General features: G+C 71.2%; 17 protein-coding genes. 10 read left to right on the top strand and 7 right to left on the bottom strand.

Annotation, left to right across the window (positions count from 1 at the left end):
- A partial coding sequence (locus RT323_RS12620) for an MFS transporter (RefSeq protein ID WP_313408981.1) occupies positions 1-1,421 on the bottom strand: 1,421 nt, incomplete at its 3' end.
- Between the two features lie 10 nt (positions 1,422-1,431).
- Positions 1,432-2,295, bottom strand: a complete 864-nt coding sequence (locus tag RT323_RS12615) for a class II glutamine amidotransferase (protein ID WP_313408979.1) — start codon at positions 2,293-2,295, stop codon at positions 1,432-1,434.
- Positions 2,296-2,440: 145 nt separating this feature from the next.
- On the opposite strand from RT323_RS12615, the gene RT323_RS12610 reads away from it, so the two are divergent.
- Complete coding sequence (locus RT323_RS12610; protein WP_313408977.1) at positions 2,441-2,956, top strand: hypothetical protein; 516 nt, start codon at positions 2,441-2,443, stop codon at positions 2,954-2,956.
- A 1-nt stretch (position 2,957) separates the two neighbouring features.
- Here the strand turns inward: RT323_RS12610 and RT323_RS12605 are convergent, their stop codons facing one another.
- On the bottom strand, positions 2,958-5,690 hold the full coding sequence (locus RT323_RS12605) for a cation-translocating P-type ATPase (RefSeq protein ID WP_313408975.1): 2,733 nt from the start codon (positions 5,688-5,690) through the stop codon (positions 2,958-2,960).
- A gap of 162 nt (positions 5,691-5,852) precedes the next feature.
- Between RT323_RS12605 and RT323_RS12600 the strand changes: the two genes are divergently transcribed.
- Positions 5,853-6,350, top strand: coding sequence for a DUF1269 domain-containing protein (locus RT323_RS12600; RefSeq protein ID WP_313408973.1), 498 nt, complete (start codon positions 5,853-5,855; stop codon positions 6,348-6,350).
- A gap of 3 nt (positions 6,351-6,353) precedes the next feature.
- On the opposite strand, the gene RT323_RS12595 is transcribed toward RT323_RS12600, so the two are convergent.
- Complete coding sequence (locus RT323_RS12595) at positions 6,354-6,809, bottom strand: hypothetical protein (RefSeq protein ID WP_313408971.1); 456 nt, start codon at positions 6,807-6,809, stop codon at positions 6,354-6,356.
- Between the two features lie 169 nt (positions 6,810-6,978).
- On the opposite strand from RT323_RS12595, the gene RT323_RS12590 reads away from it, so the two are divergent.
- From RT323_RS12590 to RT323_RS12575, 4 genes are read left to right on the top strand one after another with little or no spacing between them, the layout of a single operon-like run.
- On the top strand, positions 6,979-7,416 hold the full coding sequence (locus tag RT323_RS12590) for a hypothetical protein (RefSeq protein WP_313408968.1): 438 nt from the start codon (positions 6,979-6,981) through the stop codon (positions 7,414-7,416).
- A gap of 33 nt (positions 7,417-7,449) precedes the next feature.
- Positions 7,450-8,523, top strand: a complete 1,074-nt coding sequence (locus tag RT323_RS12585; RefSeq protein ID WP_313408965.1) for an AI-2E family transporter — start codon at positions 7,450-7,452, stop codon at positions 8,521-8,523.
- A 10-nt stretch (positions 8,524-8,533) separates the two neighbouring features.
- Positions 8,534-9,448 (top strand): YhjD/YihY/BrkB family envelope integrity protein, encoded by a 915-nt coding sequence (locus RT323_RS12580; protein WP_313408962.1) that lies wholly within the window; start codon positions 8,534-8,536, stop codon positions 9,446-9,448.
- Positions 9,449-9,500: 52 nt separating this feature from the next.
- Entirely contained in the window at positions 9,501-10,784 is a 1,284-nt protein-coding gene (locus RT323_RS12575; RefSeq protein ID WP_313408959.1) for a hypothetical protein, read from the top strand.
- Here RT323_RS12575 and RT323_RS12570 read toward each other — a convergent pair.
- Genes RT323_RS12570 through RT323_RS12560 form a run of 3 tightly spaced genes read right to left on the bottom strand, consistent with a single transcriptional unit; the run spans position 10,726 to position 12,015 of the window.
- Complete coding sequence (locus RT323_RS12570) at positions 10,726-11,268, bottom strand: potassium channel family protein (RefSeq protein ID WP_313408956.1); 543 nt, start codon at positions 11,266-11,268, stop codon at positions 10,726-10,728. The two genes, RT323_RS12575 and RT323_RS12570, sit on opposite strands and share 59 nt — an antisense overlap.
- Positions 11,269-11,271: 3 nt before the next feature.
- Positions 11,272-11,541 carry an SHOCT domain-containing protein gene (locus tag RT323_RS12565; RefSeq protein ID WP_313408953.1) on the bottom strand — a complete coding sequence of 90 codons (270 nt, stop codon included), beginning with the start codon at positions 11,539-11,541 and terminating at the stop codon, positions 11,272-11,274.
- A gap of 36 nt (positions 11,542-11,577) precedes the next feature.
- A complete protein-coding gene (locus RT323_RS12560) occupies positions 11,578-12,015 on the bottom strand; it encodes a DUF6325 family protein (protein ID WP_313408952.1) in 438 nt (145 codons plus the stop codon).
- A gap of 212 nt (positions 12,016-12,227) precedes the next feature.
- Between RT323_RS12560 and RT323_RS12555 the strand changes: the two genes are divergently transcribed.
- The 4 genes from RT323_RS12555 to RT323_RS12540 all read left to right on the top strand — a co-directional run.
- Positions 12,228-12,494, top strand: a complete 267-nt coding sequence (locus RT323_RS12555; protein ID WP_313408951.1) for a hypothetical protein — start codon at positions 12,228-12,230, stop codon at positions 12,492-12,494.
- A complete protein-coding gene (locus tag RT323_RS12550) occupies positions 12,491-12,721 on the top strand; it encodes a hypothetical protein (RefSeq protein ID WP_313408948.1) in 231 nt (76 codons plus the stop codon). The genes RT323_RS12555 and RT323_RS12550 overlap by 4 nt, the downstream gene beginning before the upstream one ends.
- A 2-nt stretch (positions 12,722-12,723) precedes the next feature.
- A complete protein-coding gene (locus RT323_RS12545; protein WP_313408945.1) occupies positions 12,724-14,877 on the top strand; it encodes a LuxR C-terminal-related transcriptional regulator in 2,154 nt (717 codons plus the stop codon).
- 100 nt (positions 14,878-14,977) lie between these two features.
- Positions 14,978-17,099 (top strand): hypothetical protein (locus RT323_RS12540; RefSeq protein WP_313408942.1); only part of this gene is annotated, 2,122 nt, incomplete at its 3' end.

Below are 17,099 nucleotides of genomic sequence, written 5' to 3'. Positions count from 1 at the left end.
TCCAACGTGCCCCTCGCGGGACGGTGCCGCTTCATCACCACGGCCATCAGGACGCCGAGGAAGCTGAACACGGCCATCAGCCACGATGCGCCGGCGAGCCCGGCTGCCAGCGCATCGGCCTGCGAGGCGCCGTCGGCGGCGCGGTTGCCGATCACGGTGCCGTAGACGGTGGCGGCGAGGGCGGTGGCGACCGCCGCACCGACGTAGCGTGCCATGTTGGAGACGCCGGACGCGCCGCCGACCTGGCTCTCGGGCACCGCCGCCGTCGCGGCCGAGGAGGCGGGTCCGTTCGACAAGCCCATGCCCACCGCGATCGCCACCAGCGGCAGCAGGAACGCCACGTACTTCCACGAGGAGTCCACGAAGCCCACGGCGACGAAGCCGGCCGTCGTGAGGGCGAACCCCACGGCGATCGTCTGCCGGCCGCCGAACCTCGCCGCCAGCTTCGGCACGAGGGGAGCGACCACCACCAGTCCGATCGTGGCGGGCAGCGTCGCCAGACCGGCCTCGAGCGGGCTGAAGTCCAGCGTCGACGGGTCCTGGAAGTACAGGCTCAGCAGGTACATGAGCCCGTTGATCGTGCCGGCGCCGATGAGGATCGCGATGGTCGAGCCGACGAGCACGCGATTGCGCAGGAGCGCGAGGTCGAGCAGGGGGACGGCGACCCGGCCCTCGACCACCACGAACGCGTAGCCCGCGGCCACCGAGACGGCGAAGCAGCCGATCGTGGCCAGCGAGAGCCAGCCCCAGTCGCCGCTCTCGGTCACCGCGAGGATGAGCGGTGTCAGGGTCGCGGCGATCAGGATCGTGCCGGCGTAGTCGATCGATCGTGGCCGGTCCGGATCGCGCGACTCCGTCACCGTCATGAACGTCAGGACCATGCACAGGACGGCGACGACGGCGTCGATCCAGAACAGTCCCTGCCATCCGCTGAGGTCGACGAGCACGCCGCCGAGCAGCGGCCCGGCGGCGGCTCCGACGGCGGCCGCCGCGCCCCACAGGGACACCGCACGCAGTTGCTCCTCGCCGTCGTTGGCCACCGAGAGCAGGCTCAGCCCGCACGCGAGGATCGTCGCGCCCGCCGCACCCTGGATGAGCCGGCCGGCGATGACCATCCCCCCGGACTGGGCCAGGGCGATCATGACGCACGAGACAACGAACAGCAGCAGCCCGAGCTGGAAGACGCGCTTGCGCCCGAAGACGTCGCCGAGCGAGCCGGAGGTGACGATCACGGCGGCACCGACGAGCGAGTAGCCGGTGACGGCCCACTGGAGCGTGGTGACCGACGTGCCGGTGTCCTCGGAGATGGCGGGCAGCAGGATGCTCACCGCCGAGGTGTTCGCGTTCACCACGAGCGTCGAGATGCACGTGGCGGCGAGCACGCCGCCGGCGCGACTCGTCTGGGGTGCTGCGCGGCTCATGCCAGCGTCCTCACGGCTCTCGCGGCGTGAAGGCGCCCAGGGTGTCGTCGCCCGCCTCCACGACGCCGTAGCTCGACTCCGGGATCGGGTTCCAGGCCCCGACGAGGTCGCCGAGCGGCTCGGACACGACGATCCGGGTCTCGTCGTCCAGGCCCGCGAAGACCGGGTTGTCGGGGTAGAGCTCACGCAGGGCGGTCAGGGCCGTGCTGACGTAGAGGGTGCGGCTCTGGCCCACCGTGGAGTAGCGGAACCCCCAGAGCCGCTCACCGTCCGTGCTGGCCACGGTCATCTGCATCGGGTCAGCCACCCCGTGCCTCCGCGCGACGGCCTCGACGAATCCGACCATCCGCTCCACGGCCGCGACGGGATCGTCGCGCAGGCCGAAGGTCAGTGCCAGGAAGAACATCACCTCGGAGTCCGTCGACCCGGCCATCGCTGGGTACAGGGCAGGGTCGACGGCGAGCACGAGGTCGCGCTTGAGCGTGCCGAACTCGGCGATGGCGCCGTTGTGGACCCACAGCCACCGGTCGTACCGGAACGGATGGCAGTTCGTCTGCTGCACGGGAGTGCCGGTGCTCGCGCGGATGTGGGCGAGGAACATCCCCGAGGACGTCGATCGCGCCAGCTCGCGCAGGTTCAGGTCGCCCCAGGCGGGGCCGACACCTCGAAACAGGACGGGCACGTCGCTCCTGCGCGTGTCCGGGAGGGCGACGGAGTCGTCGACGCCGTACCAGCCGATGCCGAAGCCGTCGCCGTTGGTCGTCTCGACGCCCATCCGCGAGTGCTGGCTCTGGTCGATCAGTGAGTGCACGGGCTTGTAGAGCAGCTCCTCCAGCAGGATGGGACTGCCCGAGTACGCGAGCCAACGACACATCGCATCCACCTCCGGAACGCCTCGGTCTCCTCGGCAGCGTGTCCCACCGGATCGGGGTGTCGCCTCATCCCGCGAGGATGAGGCGGCTCGCCCGGGTGGTCCCGACGATGAACGCAGGCTCGCCGCCGACCGGGAGGAGTGCGCGATGACCCATGACCGGGCCCGCCATGGCCAGCGGATGCGACTCGCGCGGCGCCTCGCCGACCTGCACCCCGCGGGCATGATCCACGGCGCGCTCGTCATGGGCGCGACCCTGGCACTGATGAGCGACCAGACGGCCGCCGAGGTGAGCCTGCTGGGTGCCGGTGGGGTCCTGACGATCTACTGGCTGTCGCACGCGTACACCCACGCGCTGGGACGGGGCATGGCCGGCGACCACCAGCACCTGGCGGCCCGCCTGGTCGCCAGCACCCGCCACGAGGCGCCGGTCTTCTGGGGCGGGCTTCCTCCCCTCGTGGTCTGCGCGGCGGTGCTCGCGGCCGGGGCGGAGGTCGGCGCGGCCATGCTGGCCGGCCTGTGGGTCACGGTGGTGCTGATGGCGGCCTACGGCTACCTCGCCGCGCACCAGGCCGGGGTCTCCGGCTGGCGTGCCGCGGGCGAGACGGCGTTCGCGGCACTGCTGGGCCTGTTCATGGTGGCGCTCAACACGCTCCTGCACTGACTCACGCGTGCGCGGGGCGGCGGCGACGCAGGACGACCTTCACGATCTCCTCGACGACCACGAGTGTCGCTGCCAGCCCGATGCACGTGCACCACTGCTCGAAGCTCATCGCGGTCGTGCCGAAGATCCGCTGGAGGAAGTCCAGCGACGTGATCAGGACGATTGCGACCAGTGCGATCCCGTACCGGCGCAGCTGGGTGACGGCGGGGATGGCGTCGCGGTCGAAGATCGTGTTCTCCTGGTCGCGGCTCAGCAGCGCGCCGGCCAGGTGGAACAGCGAGAGCGTCGTCAGCAGCATCGTGGCGCCCAGCACGGCGTCCTCCCAGTCGGCGCCGATCTGGTAGGCGGCGAGGGAGCCGGCCGTCATCACGGCTCCCTGGATGCACAGGCGGATCCAGTTCGCCCGGGACAGCACGGGAGCCCCGACCGGTCGAGGCGCACGAGCCATCAGTCCGCGGGCCGGCTGGTCGAATCCCAGCGCGATCGCCAGCGGGATGTCCACGACCATGTTCAGCCACAGGATCTGCAGCGGGTTCAGGGGAGCGCCGTCGGCGATGCCGAGGACCCCGGCGGCGAGGAACACGGCGATGTAGGCGACCAGCGTCGACATCTGGAACCGCAGGTACTTGAGCAGGTTGTCGTACAGGGTGCGTCCGTACGAGACCGCCTCGACGATCGTGGCGAAGTTGTCGTCGGTGAGGATCATGACGGCGGCCTCCTTCGAGACCTCCGTCCCGGTGATGCCCATCGCCACGCCGATGTCGGCCGTCTTCAGCGCGGGCGCGTCGTTCACCCCGTCGCCCGTCATGGCGACGACCTCGCCCTTCTGCTGGAGCATCTTCACGAGCCGGACCTTGTCCTCCGGCGCCACCCGCGCGACAACGCCGATGTCGTCGAGCCGGCCCAGGAGCACCTCGTCCGTCATGGCGGCGAACTCGCTGCCGGTCACGGCCTGCCCCTCGATCCCCAGCTCCCTCGCGATCGCGGCGGCGGTGGAGGCGTGGTCGCCGGTGATCATCCGCACGCGGATCCCGGCGTCGCGGCACTCGGCGATCGCGGCCCTGGCCTCGGCGCGCGGAGGGTCGACGATGCCGACCATGGCGAGCAGGGTCAGGTCGTGGACGTGCTCGATGAGGTCGCCCCCGGCACGCACCACGGCGGGATCGAGGTCGCGTTGCGCGACGACCATCACGCGCTCGCCCGCCGCGGCGATCCGGTCGTTCGCCTCGAGCGCGAGATGGCGGTTGTCCTCGCTGATCGGGATGAGGGTGCCGTCCGGTCGCCGGAAGGTGGCGGCGCGGTCGATCAGCACGTCCGGAGCGCCCTTGACGTAGCAGCGCACGACCGCGGACCCGTCGTCGGCGGTCATGTGGTGGAAGGTCGCCATGAACTTGTACTCGGAGTCGAACGGGACCTCCGCGATCCGTGGGTGGGCCGCCCGTGTCTCGGTGATGCCGAGTCCGCCCTTCGCGCCCAGGACGATCAGCGCTCCCTCGGTGGGATCGCCGATGAGGCTCTCCCCGTCGAGCACGGCGTCGGCGCACAGCACCATCGGCAGCAGGTAGGGGTCCAGGTCCACGGCACTGCCACCCACGCGATTGATCTCGCCCGCGATCGCGTAGCCCTCGCCGGAGATCGAGTACGGGTGCTGGCCGGGGATGACCAGCTCGCGCGCGGTCATCTTGTTGAGGGTCAGCGTGCCGGTCTTGTCCGAGCAGATGGCCGACGTCGAACCCAGCGTCTCGACGGCCGGGAGCCGCTTGACGATGGCGTGGCGGCGCGCGATCTCGCGGGTGCCCATCGAGAGCAGCGCCGTCACCACGGCCGGCAGCCCGGTCGGGATCGCGGCCACCGCCAGGGCGACGCCGGTGACGAACAGCGTGTCGAAGGACTGCCCTCGCGCCAGGCCCAGCAGCAGGACGAGCACCAGGGCCACGCCGGCGATCGCGGCGATGATCTTCGACAGCGAGTCCAGCTGCTTCTGCAGGGGAGTCTTGCCGACCGTGGTCCCCGCCAGCAGGTTCGCGATGTGGCCGATCTCGGTGGCCATCCCCGTCGAGGTGACGATGAACTCGCCACGTCCGCGGGTGACCGCGGTGTTCATGAAGACCATGCAGGTCCGGTCGCCCAGGGGCACGTCGGATCCGAGGACGGGCCGGTCCGACTTGCCCACCGGCAGGCTCTCGCCCGTGAGGGCGGCCTCCTCGATCTCGAGCGTCGCGGCGAGGCACACCCGGCCGTCCGCCGGGATCCGGTCGCCGGCCTCGACCAGCACGATGTCGCCCGGCACCAGCTGCTCGGCGTCGACCTCGACGGCGCGGTCGTCGCGGCGCACACGGGCGATCGTCTTCATCATCTGCGACAGCGCCTTGACGCTCGCCTCGGCCTTGGCCTCCTGGCGCAGGCCGATCACGGCGTTGAAGACGGTCAGTCCCGCGAGCACCGCCGTGGTGCCCGTCTCACCGGTGACGACCTGGTTGATGAGCGCCGCGCCGAGCAGGATCACCTGCATGAAGTCCTGGTACTGGCGCAGGAAGGCGCGCAGTCCCGATTCCGTGCTGCCCTCGTCCAGCCGGTTCGGACCGACCCGGCCCAGCCGGGCCGCCGCCTCCTGCTCCGTCAGGCCGGTCGCCGGGACGACGCCCAGGGCCCGTGCGACCTGGCTCGTCTCAGCGCCGACGGGGTCGAGGTCGGGCGGCAGCAGGTCGGCGGTCGTGCGCTGGTCCGTGGTCATGAACGTCCTCCCGTCGCCGCGACGGGGTCGCGGCTCTCGGCACCGTTCGCCCGAGCATCGCCGCGGTGCGCGGCCCACGCCTCATCCTCGATGGGTGAAGCGTCGCGACTCGCGGAGCGGTGGACTCGGGGGACATCACCATCACCACGAGGAGACCAGATCATGGCCCAAGCGACACTCACCGTCTGGAAGTTCACGACACCCGAAGGAGCCGACCGCGCTTCCGAGACGCTCCAGCGGCTCAGCCGCGAGAACGTCATCTCCCTGCACGACGCCGCGACCGTCTCGTGGCACGAAGGGGCGAAGAAGCCCAAGACGAACCAGCTCCATTCGACCACCGGTGCGGGAGCACTCGGCGGCACCTTCTGGGGCATGCTGTTCGGGCTGATCTTCTTCGTCCCGCTCCTGGGTGCGGCGATCGGCGCGGCGACCGGTGCCCTCTCGGGCTCCCTGGCCGACGTCGGCATCGACGACGGCTTCATCAACCGGATCCGCGAGGAGGTCACCCCCGGTACCTCGGCGCTGTTCGTGATGACCTCGGACACCGTCCTGGACAAGGTCAAGGACGCGTTCAGCGACGCCGGCCCGTCGGAGCTGGTGTTCACGAACCTCAGCTCCGAACAGGAGAGCGCGCTGCGCGAGGTCTTCGGCGCTGAGTGACGGTCAGGCGTCGCGCAGCTCGTCGCCGTGCACGATCACGGCCCAGATCACCAGGAAGTCGATCGTGATCAACACGATCGACCACAGCGGGTAGGCCGCCATGAACGCGAAGTTCACCAGCACGCTCACCATGGCGAGCAGGACGGCCAGGATCCGGGCCCACGTGGCACCGGTGAGCAGCGCGGCGCCGGCCAGGGCGACGAGCACGCCGCCCAGGATGTGCGCCCAGCCCCAGGCGGTGTAGTCGGCGGTGACCACGAGGCCACTGCTGCCGACCACGAAGTACTCGTCCTTGAAGAGGGCGACGAAGCCCGTGATCGCGTGCAGGATGCCGACCAACAGCATCATGAAGGCGGCGAAGTACACCCACCCGGCCCAGCCCGAGACGGACGAGGGCTGGACGGCTGGGTACTGGGAGGACGCTGTGGTGGTCCCCGCGGGGTCTGCGATGCGAGTCATGATGATGCCTTTCTGGTGGAGGCCGTCCCCAGTCTTGGACGCGCGCAGGACCGCCTGCCTCACCCCTCACGGATGATCCGCTGGCCGGGTGATCAGCGCTTGCATGTCAGGAGGGACCCGACGGGCCCGGCCGGAAGGCCGCCAACGACGTGACGAAGGACGCAGGCACATGACCACAGCACGCACGACCTCGAGCAGCTCCCAGGGTGCCGCCTTCGGCTTCATCGCGTTCGCCGCCGTGATGATGATCCTCGTCGGCGTGTTCCACGCGTTCATGGGCTTCGTCGCCATCGTGGAGGACGACTTCTACATCAGGGCGTCCAACTACGTCCTCGAGGTCGACGCGTCGACGTGGGGCTGGATCCACTTGGTCGCCGGCGTGATCGTCGTGATCGCCGGCTTCGCCATCTTCTCCGGGAAGGCGTGGGCCCGTGGGGTCGGGATCGCCCTGGCCGCGGTGAGCATGTTGCTGAACTTCGCGTTCATCCCGTACTACCCGGTGTGGGCGCTGCTCGTGATCGCCCTGGACGTGTGCATCATCGCGGCGCTCGTGGGCCGCGGATCCGACTTCCCCGTGCGGGACGACTCATCGCGCGGGCTGCTCTGAGCGACGGCACGTTCCCAGACGCCGGGAGGCCCCATGAGCATCGACCATGACCCGGATGCGCGGGTGCCGGGCAGGACCGCCGCGGGGGTCCTGACCTTCGTCGTGGGCGCGGCAGCGCTCACGATCGTGCTCGGCGGCGTGCACGCCGTCTCGGACCTGATCGGACCGGTCTTCCTCGGGCTCGTGCTCACCGTCACCGTGCACCCGATCCGCCGCAGGCTGGAACGGACCCGGCTGCCCGAGTGGGCGGTCTCGCTCGTCATGCTCCTGTCGGCCTACCTCATCATCGTGCTGATGACCGTCGCGCTGATCGTCTCGGTCGCGCAGCTGGCGGCGTTGCTGCCGCAGTACACGGCCGACATCACCGCGACGATCGACGACGTCGTGTCGAACCTGGAGCGGTTCGGCGTCGACCAGGAGCAGATCGACAAGGTCGTCTCGGCGGTCGACCCCTCGCGGCTCGTGGACCTCGTCGGGTCGCTCCTGGTGGGCACGCTCGGGGCGCTGACCGATGTGTTCTTCCTGCTCACCGTGCTGTTGTTCATGGCGTTCGACACCAACGGCGCTCGGGACAACCTCCGGGTGCTCGGGTCGCGCTTCGGCGGCCTCGTCGCCGCCCTCGGACACTTCGCGAACGGCACGCGCACGTACATGGCGGTCGCCGCGACCTTCGGGTTGATCGTGGCCGTGATCGACGGCGCGGCGCTCTACCTCATCGGCGTCCCCGGCGCGTTCGTGTGGGCCGTCCTCGCGTTCGTCACCAACTTCATCCCGAACATCGGCTTCGTGATCGGCCTGGTCCCGCCCGCCGTCATCGCCCTGCTGGAGGACGGTCCCCGCCTCATGATCGCGGTGATCGCCATCTACTGCGTCATCAACTTCGTGATCCAGTCGATCATCCAGCCACGGGTCGTGGGGGAGAGCGTGGGCCTGTCCCCGACACTGACCTTCCTGTCGCTCGTCTTCTGGGCGTGGCTCCTGGGCCCGGTCGGTGCGCTGCTGGCGGTGCCGCTGAGCCTGCTGCTCAAGGCGCTGCTGGTCGAGGCCGATCCGCGGCTGTCCTGGGCGCTGCCGCTGATCTCGGGCCGGCCAGAGGCTTCGGGCTGACGGCGACCGCATGAGCGCGTACGTGGACCCCGACGGACCGCCGCTGGCCGGCGTGCTGGAGCGTCGTGTCGCCGCGGTCGTCGAGCACTTGCCACCGTGGGCCAAGCGCCCGGTGGAGTGGTTCCTGTCCCGATGGATCGGGCGCACCCTCCTGCGGGTCGCGGGGGCATGCATGCGCGTGGAGATCTTCGACCGGTCGATGACGATCGCCGCCCAGTTCTTCACCTCGATCCTGCCGCTGCTGATCGTGGCGGTGACGTTCGTCGGGGCGGGCTCGGACCAGCTCGCGGACGTGGTCGGCGCGACGGGTGACTCCGCGGAGCTGATCGACGAGGCGGTACGGGGGTCGAGCTCCACGGGGTTCGGTGCGGTCGGTGTGCTGCTCGTCCTGGTCTCGGCCACCAGCCTGTCCCGCGCCCTGACCCGGGCGTTCGCCGTGGTCTGGCTGGTCGATCGTCCCAGGATGAGCGTGCGGTCCTCATGGCGGTGGTTCGCGGTGGTCGTGGTGCTCGTGCTGGCCGTGGTCGTCATGCAGGGTCTGACCCAGCGCACCGGCGTGCTGCCGCCGCGGTTCCTGTGGCCCGCGGCGCTCTCGCTCGCCACGGACGTGGCCGTCGCGACCTTCGTCCCGTGGGTGCTGCTGGCCGGCCGGATCGCCGGGCGGTGGTTGGTCCCCGGTGCCGTGGCCTTCGCCCTGCTGATGATGGTGATCCGGCCCGCCGCCGACGTGTGGCTGCCGTGGGCGCTGGATGCCAGCGCGGCGCGGTACGGCCCCATCGGGATGGCGTTCACCTACCTCGCGTGGCTGTACACCGTGGCCTTCGTGTTCATCGGCACGGCGGTGATCGGCCAGGTCGTCGTGAGCGACCGTGGCCGCGCCGGCGCCTGGTTGCGCGGCCGGCGCGGTCTCACCCCGCAGGCATGATGACCGCCGCCACGGGCGCCACGAGAATCGCCGCAGCGGAAGGAAGATCCCGATGACCCACGACACCGTGCAGGAACCCCACGCCACCGCCGGACCCGGAGCCCCCTCCCGCGGCCGCTCGGTCGCCGCCGTGCTGTGCCTCGTGCTCGCCGCGGTGCTCACCACGCCGGCGGCCATCGCGTACTGGGGGCAGCGCACGCTCAACGACGCGGAGCGCTATGTCGAGACGGTCGGTCCGCTAGTCCAGTCGCCCGAGGTGCAGGAGGTGCTCGCGACCCGCGTGACGGCCGCCATCTCCGACCAGGTCGACATCGAGACCCTGCTCGAGCAGGCGTTCGCGGGCCTGGCGGACGAGGCGCCGCGGCTGGAGCTGCTCGCCGCCCCGCTGTCCGCCGCGATCAACGGGGCGATCGAGCGCCAGGTCCGTGCCTTCTTGGCCTCCGACGCCTTCGAGGACATCTGGATGCGACTGAACGTGCGGGCACAGCAGGCGTTCCAGCGGATCCTCGAGGGCCGCGACGGGGGAGCGGTGTCGCTGCAGGGCGACGACGTCGTCCTCGACGTCTCCGAGGTGGTGGACCAGGTCAAGGCACGCCTCGTCGATCGCGGCATGACCTTCGTCGAGAACGCACCCATTCCCCAGAGCGATCGGCAGATCGTCCTGATGGAGGCGCCGCGCGTGCAGCAGCTGCGCACGATCTACACCTTCAGTGACCCCGTGGCACGGTGGGCGCTGCCCGTCGTCGGCGCCCTCTACCTCGGGGCGATCGTCCTCGCCCGGCGCAAGCCGCGCATGACCGTCGCCGTCGGCATCGCCATCGCGGTGAACGCCCTCGTGCTGGCCATCGCGCTCGCCGTCGGTCGCCAGCTGTTCGCCGAGGCGCTCTCCGAGACCTCGTTCGGCCCGGCGAGCACCGTGTTCTACGAGACCCTGCTGAACTACCTCGAGCAGGGACGCCAGGTCGTCCTGCTGCTCGGCCTGACCCTCGTGGTCGCCGGCTGGTTCTGCGGGACGACTCGCTCGGGGATCACGGTGCGCACGGCGATCGGCGGCGGCCTGGAGCACGCGGGCGGCGCCGTGCTGGGCGAACGACTCGGAATGGGTTGGCGCTGGGTGACCGACAACGTCGCGTGGCTGCGGGTCGTCGCGGTCGGGGTCGCGGTCGTCGTGCTGGCGTGGGGGAATGAGATCTCGCCCGAGCGGTGGTGGTGGTCGCTGGCGCTCGGCGTCCTGCTGCTGGCCGTGCTGCAGGTGCTGGCGGGCGCCGGGCGGACGGTCAGTCCGGATCGGGCCGCTCGTCCCGTGCCGACAGGCCCCGTCGCGCCGCCGTCATGAAGATCCTCACGACGGCGCCCAGGATCACCAGGTCGAGGATCATCTGCGCGGTCACCGCGATGCGCATGGCCTCCGAGTGGGCCACGATGTCGCCGAACCCGACGGTGACGAACGTCGAGACCGTGAAGTAGAGCGCATCGGTGTGATCGAGCGGCTGACTGAAGGCGTCCGGGTCGCCGAGCGACGCCGAGAGGTACCCCCGGGCGAAGATCAGCAGGAAGACCGGGATCGCGAGCGTCAGTGCCTCGACGGCGCGGATGACCGGGAAGTCGGACCGCGCGATCATCGGCACCTGGATCGCCACGACCGACGCGAACACCGCCAGCGAGAGCAGCAGCCATGGCAGGTCGGAGCCGGACGAGCGGGCCGGGACCAGGTAGTACGCCGCGACCAGGGCCGTGACCGAGACCGCGACGCGCGCGACGGCGAGCCGGACGAGCGCCCACGCCTCACGCCGGACAGGATCCGGCCGGTGGCGGGTCATGACTCACATCTGCGCGAGGATCCGTGCCTTCTGTGCGGCGAACTCCTCGTCCGTCAGCGTTCCGGCCTCGTGGAGCCTGCCCAGGTCGCTCAACAGTGCGATGGGGTCGGCCGCGGCGGCTGGGGCCGCTGCCGGAGGCGGGGGAGCGGCCTCGTAGGCGGGCGCCTCCGCGGACCACCGTTGCGCCTGGCGGCGTGAGACCCGGTTCGAGACGGCGGTCGCTGTCCCGGCGATGGCAGCCGTACGTGCGACGCCCCTGAGAAGTCCTGGCATGGTCCTGCTCCGTTCTGTTTCGGTGGGATCGAGAGCTCAGCCGGCCGCTTCGGCCGTGTCCAGCGCCTCGGCGAGGTCGTCCAGCGGGATGAACCCCGCCGAGACCAGCTCGGCGCCGCTGCGTCGCAGGGCGCTCACGAACGGTGCCGCCCAGCGGTTCTCGTACAGCAGCACCGCGGCCGCGCTGCCCGCCGTGAGGGCCTGGCCCGCCTCGTCGAGGTCGTCCTGACCCAGCAGGTCCGAGGACGCTCCTTCGAACACGGCGAGGTCCAGGTCGCCGTCACCGTCGAGATCGGCGATCGCCAGCGCGCTGACGGTCCCGTCCTGCGCCTTCATCACGAAGGCCAGGTCCAGGATCCGGATGAGACCCCGATCCGTGAGGGCGACCAGCTCACGTAGGCCCTCGCCGGTCATCTTCGCGCCGGGATACTCGACGACCAGGTAGCCGACCGGTCCCCATTCGACCTCGTCCATGACGATGCCGCCTTCCGTTGGACTGACGACGCGCGGAGTGTGCGTCCCGATCACGGTAGGAGCACGGTGGGGGCACGGTCCTCATCCTGCGGGGACGAACCGCCGGCCCGTGCGGCATGCCCGGGGAGCCGAACTCATCTGGTCGTGACGATGAGCCGAGTGCCGCGACCGACCACACTGCAGTCAGAGGAGCAGGGGAGGAGGTTCGGCCCATGGCGAAGGACGGCCCACGCAAGCAGGTCTTCGAGGTGCGGATCGACGGCACCGTCCCCGAGGACGTCCTGCTCGAGCTGACCGAGATCCAGGTCGTCACCCGCGAGCTGCGGACCTCGGTGCGGGCCAGCATCCGTGACCAGTCCGAGCTGCACGGGTTCCTCGCCCGCCTGCGGACCTACGGCCTCGAGGTCGTCGAGGTACGGCGGATCGTCACTCCCGACGCGGATGCCGATGCGGACGACGACGACCGGGAACCACCGTGACATCCGGTGCTGCGCCCACCCCCGAGTTCGAGCTGACGATCGACGGTGGGCTCGGCCCCGTCCTGAGGAACGCACTCGGGCCCGAACTCGCGGCCCGCACCCGGACCTACACCACCCTCGTCCTGGAGACCGCCGTCGACCTCGGCGCCCTGGTCGCGCTGCTCAACTCGCGCGGACTGCACGTCGAATCGGTCTTCACCGCGGGCCCGACCATCGCTACCCTCTGAGCATGACTGGTGACCCGCCCGGGTCCGGGGTGGAGGTCAGCCGCGCCACGATCATCGAGGCCGCGCGGGCCGGCCCGGCCCGGGTCGTCGGCGTGACTGCCGCAGCGGGTTACGGCAAGTCCGGGCTGCTGGCGCAGTGGGCCCGGACGGACCACCGCGTGGTGGCCACGGTCGCGCTCGACCGCTCCTGCGACGACGTCAACCAGTTGCTGAGGACCCTGGGCACCGCGTTCTTCGATGCGGTCCGCGCGCCCGACACCGTGCGGGCGGTTGCGGCGCCGGGCGCCTGGGTGGTGACCGCGCACCGTCTCGCGGCCGCGATGACGTCCTGCCGTCGACCGTTCGTGCTCCTGGTGGACGACACGCAGGTCCTGCGCTCGTCGTCCTGCCACGAGGTCCTGCGCATGCTGGTCTCGGCGATCCCGTCGGGGTCGCAGATCGTCACGGCGAGCCGTCACTCACAACCGCACCTCGCCCGGATGCGAGCGGGTCGAGGCGCGACGGAGCTGACGCGCGACGAGCTGGCGTTCGACCGCAGTCAGGCGATCGCGCTGTTCGCGCGCAGGGGCGTCGCACTCACCCCGGACGAGGCCGATCGCGTCGTCGACGCGACGGAGGGCTGGCCCGTCGGGATCGGCCTGGCCGCACTCAGGTCGAGCGAGGGCGCACCGCCGTCGGCACTGATGGGTGACGACCGGGTCGTCGCGGACTACTTCGAGGCCGAGGTGCTCGCGCCGCTGTCGCAGGAGGCGCGGGACTTCCTGCGGTGGTCGGCCGTGCTCGATCGCTTGAGCGGGGAACTGTGCGACGCCGTGCTCGGCCGGCGCGACTCCGCGGCCCGCCTCCGCGAGCTGGAGTCCACGACTTTGTTCGTCATGCCGGTCGGGCCGGGGCGGCACTGGTACCGCCACCATCGCCTCTTCCGGCAGTTCCTGCTCGGCGACCTGCAACGTGAGGACACCGCCGTGGTCCGTGAGCTCCACGGGCGTGCCGCCGACTGGTACGTGTCGGCCGGTTCGCCGCAGCCGGCCATCGAGCACCTCCTCGCGACGGACGAGCGCCGCCGCACCGCCGAGCTCGTCGCCTCGGAGGCACCGATCGCGTGGCAGGCAGGCCAGGTGGCGACGGTCGAGCGTTGGCTCGCGAGATTGGGGGACGCCCGGATCGCCGAGCACCCAGGACTGTCGTACGTGCAGGGCTGGGTCGCCGTGCTGACCGGGCGTCCCGAGGTCGCCGAGCGCTGGCTCGGCCACCTCGGCGTGCACTCGGACGGGGCGGAGGCAGTGACCCCCGAGCTGGCCATGCTGCGGTCGGCAATGTGCCCCGTCGACCCGGCACTCGCCCTGGAGGACGCTCGGCACGCCGTGACTGCCCTCGATCGCTGGAGTCCTCGGCGGGCCGCCGCGCTCGCGCTGTGCGGTGAGGCCCACCTCATGCTCGGCGAGACCGACGAGGCGGTGGAATGGCTCGGACGGGCCTGCCGTGCGGCCGAGCAGGACCACCGCCCCGATGTGGTCATGAGCAGCCGGGCGACGCTTGCCTGGTTGGCGATGGACCGTGGAGCCTGGGACGCGGGCGCGGAGGACGTGCGGTCGTCGCTCGCGGCCCTCGCAGCGGTCCTGCCGGGACCGGGGCCGGCGACGCTGCTCGCGCACGCCGCGTCCGCACGCGCCCACCTGCACCGGGGCGACCTGCAGGCGGCATCGCGGGCCCTCGCCGACGCCCTGGCGGCGCGTCTCGTGAGCACCTACGCCCGGCCGTTTCCCGCGGTGAAGGGCCGGGTGGGGGCGGCGAAGCTGCTCTGGGCGACGGGGGACCATGCTGGGGCGCGGGCGTTGCTGCGCGAGGTCCACGACATCTTCCTCGAGCGCCCGGACCTGGGCGTCCTGCGCGCCGAGCTCGACGGCTTCGTCGAGATGATCCAGGGTGGCACGGCGACAGAACACGACTCCATCGCCTCGCCGCTGACACCGGCGGAGCTGCGTGTGCTGCCCTACCTCCCGACCCACCTGACCATCGCGCAGATCGGCGAGCGGCTGTTCGTCTCACGCAACACGGTGAACTCGGAGATCGCCTCGATCTACCGCAAGCTCGGCGTGTCGACCCGCGACCACGCGGTCAACCGGGCGACCGTGCTGGGGCTCCTGGGGCGGTAGTGGCACCACGATCGGCGCCGGCGAAGCCGTCCTTCACACGACCTGTGTGATTGCTCGGAGAGTCCTCGTCGCTAACGTGCCAGCAGGGGAGGCCGACGCTATGGTGACACGCCCTTCGAACGATCCGTCCCACGACGACGATCCTTGGCTCGCCGGCGCCTTCGGCGGTTGGCCCGGGCTGCCGGATCGACCCCGGCAGTTCGTCTCGCGCTCCCGGCTGCTCGACCAGCTGGACGCCGACGCGACAGCGAGCCTGATCCTGGTCAGCGCGCCTGCCGGCACGGGGAAGACGTCCCTGGTCGCCGAGTGGGCATCGACGCGGTCGCCCGGTCCACTCGAGTGGCTCACCTTCGATCCGGGCGACGTGCTGTGGCCCTCTTTCGTGGGCGCCCTCGAGCGACTGGGGATCACGATCCCCGCCATGGTGGCTCCGGCCGGCGACGCCGGCCTGGACTCCCGGTCGCGCCGCGAGCTGGCGCTGCGTATCGCCTCCGCACCCGAGGCAGTGTGCCTGGTCCTGGACGGCTACGACGTGAACACGGCGACGGTCGCCGCCGACCTCGACTTCCTGCTGCGGCACTCCGGACGACGACTGCGCCTCGTGCTGCTCACCCGGGCGGACCCCGTGCTGCCGCTCTACCGGTATCGGCTCGACGGATCGATGGCGGAGGTCCGGATGGCCGATCTCGCGCTCAGCGACGACGAGGCCGTCCAGCTCCTGGATCGGATGGGCGTGCGGCTCTCGCGGGAGTCGGCCCACGAGCTGAACGCTCGCACCCGCGGGTGGGTCACCGGCATGCGGTTCGCCGGGAGGCTCCTGAGCGACCACGACGACCCCGACGCGGACATCGGCCAGGTCATGGGGGAGAGCGGCAGCATCGCGGAGTACCTCATGGGCGAGGTGCTGGCCGACCTCTCGGCCGCCGACCTCGACCTGCTGATGGCCCTCAGCGTGGCCGACACCGTCGAACCCGGGCTGGCGCAGGCCCTCGCCGGTGAAGGAAGTGACCGAGCCCTGGCGTCACTCGCCCACGTGAACGTCTTCCTCGAGACCGTCCCGGACAGGGCGGCGCACTACCGCCTGCATCCGTTCTTCCGTGACCTCCTGCGAGCTGAGCTGCGCTACCGGTCACCCGCGACCTGGACGCGATTGCAGGAGCGCGCCGCGCGGTGGTACGCCGCCGAGGGACTGCTGGCACCGGCGGCGCGCCACTACGCGTCCGTGGGCGCGTGGCAGGACGTCGCCCGCCTCGTGACCGAGCACGAGGTGTGGGTGGAGCTGCTGCTGGCGGACGGCACGCACCCGCTGGTCCGGGTCCTTCGGTCGATGCCTCCCGGCCTGGACGACCCCGGAGCCGTCCTGGTGCGGGCGACCCTCGCGCTGACCGAACGCGACGGCGGGCGCTTCGACCGTGAGATGGCCCGATGGGGTGGCGCGGACGACGGGCACGAGGCCGACGGTGGCCTGGCACAGCCGCATGCGCTGTTGCTCGCGATGCGTGCTCGCGAGGCGACCGACCCGGGTGAGGCACTGGTGCTCGCGACCTCGGCGAGCGAGGCGGTGGGCCAGCACGCCAGGCCCGACTCGGGACTCCTCTCCCTCGTGCTCTCCACGACGGGGATCGCCGAGATGCGCCGGGGCGGCCGGACGCAGGCCCGGGCCAGTCTTCGAGCGGGCGCCGTGTCCGCCGACGGGAGTGCCTCACCGGCGTTGACCGTGGAGTGCCTGGGACTGCTCGCCCTCCTGTCGTGCGTCGAGGGCGACCTCGCCTACGGCGCCTCCGCCGCGGCCCACGCCGTGCGGGCCGCTCGTGACGCCGGGATCGCACTCGCGAACCGGTCTGCGGCTGCCGAGATCGCCCTGGCCTGGGTCGCCGTCGAGCACTTCGACCTCCGGGCGGCCGACGAGCACGTGCGAGGGGCCGAGTCCTCCGTGTCCGTGCTCGAGGATCCAGTCTCGCGCGCGCTGCTCGGACTCGTGAAGGCCCGGCTCCGAGCCGCGCAGGGCGACCGGTCCGCCGCCATCGCGAGCGCCTCGACCGCACTCGACGAGCTGCCCGAGGCAGATCGCTGGCTGGCGGCGCGCCTGCGCATCGAACTCGCGTCGTGGCTGGCCGCGCGAGGGGACGTCGAGTCAGCGCGGGCAGCGATCGACGGCGTGGACGATCCCGCGGAGACCCCGGCGGTCTCGCTCGTCCACGGGCAGATCCACGTCGCGCTCC

It is taken from the genome of Aeromicrobium sp. (assembly GCF_032084975.1).
Taxonomy (GTDB): domain Bacteria; phylum Actinomycetota; class Actinomycetes; order Propionibacteriales; family Nocardioidaceae; genus Aeromicrobium.
The sequence above is the reverse complement of the archived record's forward strand: the minus strand, read 5'-3'. Positions and strand labels throughout refer to the sequence as shown.

Excerpts from the sequence above, each read along its gene's own strand:
- RT323_RS12615 (WP_313408979.1), bottom strand. The coding sequence starts at position 2,295 with ATGTGTCGTTGGCTCGCGTACTCGGGCAGTCCCATCCTGCTGGAGGAG.
- RT323_RS12610 (WP_313408977.1), top strand. The coding sequence starts at position 2,441 with ATGACCCATGACCGGGCCCGCCATGGCCAGCGGATGCGACTCGCGCGG.
- RT323_RS12605 (WP_313408975.1), bottom strand. The coding sequence starts at position 5,690 with ATGACCACGGACCAGCGCACGACCGCCGACCTGCTGCCGCCCGACCTC.
- RT323_RS12600 (WP_313408973.1), top strand. The coding sequence starts at position 5,853 with ATGGCCCAAGCGACACTCACCGTCTGGAAGTTCACGACACCCGAAGGA.
- RT323_RS12595 (WP_313408971.1), bottom strand. The coding sequence starts at position 6,809 with ATGACTCGCATCGCAGACCCCGCGGGGACCACCACAGCGTCCTCCCAG.
- RT323_RS12590 (WP_313408968.1), top strand. The coding sequence starts at position 6,979 with ATGACCACAGCACGCACGACCTCGAGCAGCTCCCAGGGTGCCGCCTTC.
- RT323_RS12585 (WP_313408965.1), top strand. The coding sequence starts at position 7,450 with ATGAGCATCGACCATGACCCGGATGCGCGGGTGCCGGGCAGGACCGCC.
- RT323_RS12580 (WP_313408962.1), top strand. The coding sequence starts at position 8,534 with ATGAGCGCGTACGTGGACCCCGACGGACCGCCGCTGGCCGGCGTGCTG.
- RT323_RS12575 (WP_313408959.1), top strand. The coding sequence starts at position 9,501 with ATGACCCACGACACCGTGCAGGAACCCCACGCCACCGCCGGACCCGGA.
- RT323_RS12570 (WP_313408956.1), bottom strand. The coding sequence starts at position 11,268 with ATGACCCGCCACCGGCCGGATCCTGTCCGGCGTGAGGCGTGGGCGCTC.
- RT323_RS12565 (WP_313408953.1), bottom strand. The coding sequence starts at position 11,541 with ATGCCAGGACTTCTCAGGGGCGTCGCACGTACGGCTGCCATCGCCGGG.
- RT323_RS12560 (WP_313408952.1), bottom strand. The coding sequence starts at position 12,015 with ATGGACGAGGTCGAATGGGGACCGGTCGGCTACCTGGTCGTCGAGTAT.
- RT323_RS12555 (WP_313408951.1), top strand. The coding sequence starts at position 12,228 with ATGGCGAAGGACGGCCCACGCAAGCAGGTCTTCGAGGTGCGGATCGAC.
- RT323_RS12545 (WP_313408945.1), top strand. The coding sequence starts at position 12,724 with ATGACTGGTGACCCGCCCGGGTCCGGGGTGGAGGTCAGCCGCGCCACG.